The organism is Rhizobacter sp. P3_B12, from assembly GCF_056402895.1.
This window is the reverse complement of the sequence record NZ_JBFUGN010000496.1, coordinates 1-4519: the sequence shown is the minus strand read 5'-3', so window position 1 is coordinate 4519 and position 4519 is coordinate 1. Positions and strand designations below refer to the sequence as shown.

The following is a 4519-nucleotide window of genomic DNA, read 5'->3' as shown; positions in this document are numbered from 1 at the left end:
CGCCTGGACCGCCGCACGCGGATGATGTACGACGATCGGCATGTGTTCATCAACGGCGATTCGTTTCGCGCCGCCGGCCGCGATGCGCGGCTGATGCGCTCGCTCGCCGACAGCCGCAGCCTGGCGCTTGCCGATGTCGCGCGGCTGAGCGACGATGCCTTCGGATTGCTCGACCAATGGGCGCAGGCGGGCTGGGTGCGCCCCATTTCACCAACCTGAAGAGCACGCGGCCTGAAGCCAAGGAGGACCTCGATGGACGAGACCGGCACGCCCCGCATCATCACGTCGCGCAGCGATTTCCTGCAGGCCCTGCGCGAGGGCTTCGCGCTCGCGGCGGAGCAGGGCTGTCGCGAGCTGCTGCTGAGCGACCCCGACTTCGCCGACTGGCCGCTCGGCGAGCACGCGGTGCTCGATCACCTGACGCGCTGGGCCTTTGCGCACCGCAAGCTGACGATGCTGGGTGGGCATTTCGACGAGGTGTCGCGGCGCCACGCGCGCTTCGCGCAATGGCGCCGGCAGTGGTCGCACATCGTCGAATGCCGCTCGCCCGACGGCGACGACGAGCGCGATGTCCCGACCGTGCTGCTGGCCCCGGGCCTGGTCACGCTGCGGCTGCTGAACCCGGCGCAGTACCGCGCGAGCTGGTCCACCGACGAGGGCGACGCGGTGCGCACGCGCGAACACCTTGATGCACTTTTGCAACGCTCTGTCGAGGCCTTTCCTGCGACAACCCTGGGCCTATAGGGTATGCACTGCGTCTGCGTATAATCATGGGCTGGACCTACGAAACGCTCGAGCTTTCGTAGGTCTGAGTCCGTTGGGGATCTGCCGTGTATCGATTGATCGGAGGGTTCCCACAATTACCGGTAATTGTCTGAACCTTTCATTGAGGATAAGTATGAAAAAGTCGCTTCTGTTGGCTTCCCTGGTTGCTGCTGTTGCTCTGGCCGCTTGCGGCAAGAAGCCGGAAGAGGCCGCTCCGGCTGCTCCGGCTGCCACGCCGGCTCCGGCTCCCGCTCCGGTGGCTGATGCCGCCGCTTCGGGCGCTGCAATGGCCGCTTCGGCTGCCACGGACGCTGCTTCGGCTGCTGCCGGTGCCGCTTCGGCCGCCGCTTCGGCTGTCAAGTAAATCGCTTCGGCGATGTGAGAAAGCCGCCTTCGGGCGGCTTTTTTACGTCCGCACTTTTCAGCGCAGAAGTCAGCGCAACGAGAGCCACCCGAATCCGAGTGCCGGATCGGCCACGATGATGTCGTCCGTGTTGCCGCCCGTCACACCGAGCAACGCTTGAACGGCCAGTTCGGGCCGGTTGTTCTGCCGGCTCAGGTGCGCGGCCACCAGGTGGCGCAGCCCGGCATGGTGGCAGGCGGCGAGGATCTCGGCCGCGGTCTCGTTCGACAGGTGCCCGAGCCGCCCGCCGACGCGCCGCTTCAGCGAGGCCGGGTAGCTCGAGTTCGCGAGCATCTGCAGGTCGTGGTTGCATTCCAGCAGCAGCGCATCGCAGCCTTGCAGGTGCGCGACGACATGCGCCGTCGACGAGCCGATGTCGGTCAGCACGCCCAGGCAGGCATCGCCATCGGTCAGGCGCAGCTGCAGCGGCTCGTTCGCATCGTGCGGCACGGTGTAGGGCAGCAGCTGCAGGTCGCCGATGGCGATGGCTTCGCCGTCGCGCGCGACGTTCAGCCACTCCTCCACCGACGGATCGCCGATCGCGCGCCAGGTGCCCAGGCTCGTCCACAGCGGCACGCGGTGACGGCGCGCGAGCGTCAGCGCGCAGCCGACGTGGTCGCCGTGCTCGTGGGTCACGAACACCGCATCGATGTCGTCGACCGCGAGCCCGGTGCGCGACAGTCGCAGCGCCAGCTCGCGCAGCGAGAAGCCGCAGTCGATCAGCAGCCGCGTGACGGTGCTTCCGCTGCCGGCCTCGACCAGCGTCGCGTTGCCGGTGCTGCCGCTGCCAAGGCTGCAGAAACGCAGCATGCGGATCGCTCTCCGGCGCTTACTTCAGCTCGTCCACCAGCAGGCCGACGATGCGCTTGCCGGCGTCGCCGTTCTCCGGCTCGCCCTTGCTGTCGAGCACCGACACCAGGCTCACGTCGCCCTGGCCGACCACGCGCACGCGGTACTTCACCGGCGCGAAGTTGCCCTTCTCGCCGGTGCCGAACAGGCGGCTGAAGAAGCCGGGTTCTTCCTTGCCGGCCATCGCCGGGTCGACATAGCGGACGAAGTAGACGCCTTGCGTGCGGTCGCGGTCTTCGACGGTGAAGCCGCTGCGGTCGAGCGCGAGGCCGACGCGCCGCCAGGCGCGGTCGAAGGCATCGTCGACCTGCAGCGTCGCGGCCGCCTGGCCTTCGACAGCGCGCGCGTGCGGCGTGGCGGCGGCGGGCGCCGACGCGGCCTGCTGCGACGCCAGCTTGGCCTGCTCGTCCTTCGCGCCGAGCTTCACGAGCAGGCGCGTCAGCATCTCGCCTTCGAGTTCGGGCTCGCTCGGGCGCGGTTCCCAGGCCGTCGATTCCTTCTGCTGGCCGACGTAGACCTCGCGCAGCCCGCGGTGGGCGATGTGGATCTCGGTGCCGTTGGCGCCGCGCTCGACGCGGGTGCGGTACTTGTCGCGCTCGCCGGTGGAGTACAGGCCGTCGATCACGCGGCCCAGCGTGCGGCGGATCAGGTCGTCCGGCAGCCTGGCGCGGTTCTCGGCCCACTCGGTCTCCATCACGCCGGCTTCGGGCTGGTCGAGCGAGATCGTCAGGCCGCGCTCTTTCCAGAAGGCCTGCAGCTGCGGCCACACCTGCTCGGGTGTCTGCGTGGTGACGACCCAGCGCTGGTCGCCCTGGCGTTCCAGGCGGGCCTGGCCGAGGGTGTTCGGCGCCACGGACTGCGTCGCCGGGCCGGCGGCCGGGGCCGCCGAGTTGCCCGCTGCCTGCGGATTCTGGAAGGTGGTGGCGCTGATGGTGCCGCCGCTCTGCACGTTGTAGCGCGAGTCGTTCTGCAGCTGCGTCAGGTCGGGCGGCACTTCGAGCGGCGTGGCCTTGACGGTCGCGGCCTTGTAGTCGACCTTCTCACCGGTCACGGCCGTCTCGATCGACGAGCATCCGGCTGCGGCGAGGCCCAGCGAAAGGGCGGCAGCGAGTGCCTTGGCGAGAGGGTTCAGGGGAAAACGGGTCACGTTGTACATCTCCGAGGACAGTGCCACAGYGGCGCCGGCCGAGCCGGTGAGGGGGAATGAAGAAGGTGGAACGGAAGCAATCGCGTCAGCGCAGGTCGCAGGGGCCGCTCACAGCAGACCCGATTCGCGCATCGCTTGTTCCACGGTGGCCTGGCCCGCGGCCGTCAGCCCGACGATCGGCAGGCGCAGCGTGGCGCCGCAGCGGCCCAGCCGCGACAGGGCCCATTTGGTGGGCGCCGGGCTCGGCTCGACGAACAGGTTCTTGTGCAGCGGCAGCAGCTTCAGGTGGATGTCGGTCGCCTCGCGCACCTGGCCGGCCAGCGCGGCCTTGCACAGCTCGTGCATCGCGCGCGGCGCGACGTTGGCGGTGACGCTCACGTTGCCGTGGCCGCCCAGCAGCATCAGCGCGATCGCGGTCGGGTCGTCGCCGGAATAGATCGAGAAGCCCTTCGGCGCATTGCGCACCAGCCAGCCGGCGCGCTCGATGTTGCCGCTGGCCTCCTTGATGCCGACGATGCCGGGGATCTGCGCCAGGCGCAGCGTGGTCTCGGGCAGCATGTCCGCGACCGTGCGGCCGGGGACGTTGTACAGCACCATCGGGATGTCCACCGCTTCGGCGATGGCCTTGAAGTGCTGGTAGATGCCTTCCTGCGACGGCTTGTTGTAGTACGGCACGACCGACAGCGTGCAGTCGGCGCCGGCCTTGCGGGCATAGCGCGAGTGCTCGATGGCCTCGCGGGTGGAGTTGGCGCCGGTGCCGGCCATGATCGGCACCCGGCCGCGCACATGCTCGACCGCGACGCGGATGATCTCCCAGTGCTCCTCGACCGAGACCGTGGGGCTTTCGCCGGTGGTGCCGACGACGCCGATGCAGTCGGTGCCTTCGTCGATGTGCCAGTCGATCAGGCGGCGCAGCGCGTCATAGTCGACGCTGCCGTCCTCGTGCATCGGCGTGATCAGCGCGACGATGCTGCCAACAATGGATTTCATGCGGGATCCTCGGAATCCACGGATTTTACTCACCCTGCGGGGGGTGCCCGGCGTCCAGCAGATAACGCGGGATTTCACCCGGTCCGCCGGGGTCGGCGCCCGCGTTCACCGCGGCGATGCGCTGCACGAAGCGCGCCGGCGAGCCGAGGAAGCCGTCCTCGAACGCGACCACGCGCAGGCCGCGCGCCGCTTCCAGCAGCTCGCCCGGGCGCAGCAGGAAATCCGGGTTGGCCGGCCGGCCCACGCCCTGCTGGCCGTGCGCGAAGGTCTCGTAGATCAGCACGCCGCCGTCGGCCAGCGCCTGGCACAGCGTGGGCAGCAGCGGGCGCCACAGGTAGTTGGTGACGTCCACGGCGTCGAAATGG

Annotated in this window: 6 protein-coding genes and 1 pseudogene; 3 read left to right on the top strand and 4 right to left on the bottom strand. The window is 69.2% G+C overall.

Annotated features, from left to right (window positions below; genetic code table 11):
* The 3 genes from AC1D01_RS22160 to AC1D01_RS22150 all read left to right on the top strand — a co-directional run.
* The coding region (locus AC1D01_RS22160) for a winged helix domain-containing protein (RefSeq protein WP_477870099.1) at nucleotides 1-219 on the top strand (219 nt) is incomplete at its 5' end.
* Between the two features lie 33 nt (nucleotides 220-252).
* Nucleotides 253-744, top strand: coding sequence for a hypothetical protein (locus tag AC1D01_RS22155; RefSeq protein WP_477870097.1), 492 nt, complete (start codon nucleotides 253-255; stop codon nucleotides 742-744).
* Nucleotides 745-898: 154 nt separating this feature from the next.
* Nucleotides 899-1129 carry a hypothetical protein gene (locus AC1D01_RS22150; RefSeq protein ID WP_465113218.1) on the top strand — a complete coding sequence of 77 codons (231 nt, stop codon included), beginning with the start codon at nucleotides 899-901 and terminating at the stop codon, nucleotides 1127-1129.
* A gap of 69 nt (nucleotides 1130-1198) precedes the next feature.
* Here the strand turns inward: AC1D01_RS22150 and AC1D01_RS22145 are convergent, their stop codons facing one another.
* The 4 genes and pseudogenes from AC1D01_RS22145 to AC1D01_RS22130 form a co-directional block, all read right to left on the bottom strand.
* On the bottom strand, nucleotides 1199-1975 hold the full coding sequence (locus AC1D01_RS22145) for an MBL fold metallo-hydrolase (protein WP_477870104.1): 777 nt from the start codon (nucleotides 1973-1975) through the stop codon (nucleotides 1199-1201).
* 22 nt (nucleotides 1976-1997) lie between these two features.
* Complete coding sequence (bamC, locus tag AC1D01_RS22140) at nucleotides 1998-3173, bottom strand: NlpB/DapX family lipoprotein (protein ID WP_477870101.1); 1176 nt, start codon at nucleotides 3171-3173, stop codon at nucleotides 1998-2000.
* Between the two features lie 99 nt (nucleotides 3174-3272).
* Entirely contained in the window at nucleotides 3273-4154 is an 882-nt protein-coding gene (gene dapA / locus AC1D01_RS22135) for a 4-hydroxy-tetrahydrodipicolinate synthase (protein WP_477870095.1), read from the bottom strand.
* A gap of 25 nt (nucleotides 4155-4179) precedes the next feature.
* Nucleotides 4180-4519: pseudogene (locus AC1D01_RS22130) on the bottom strand (SAM-dependent methyltransferase); the annotation flags it as partial.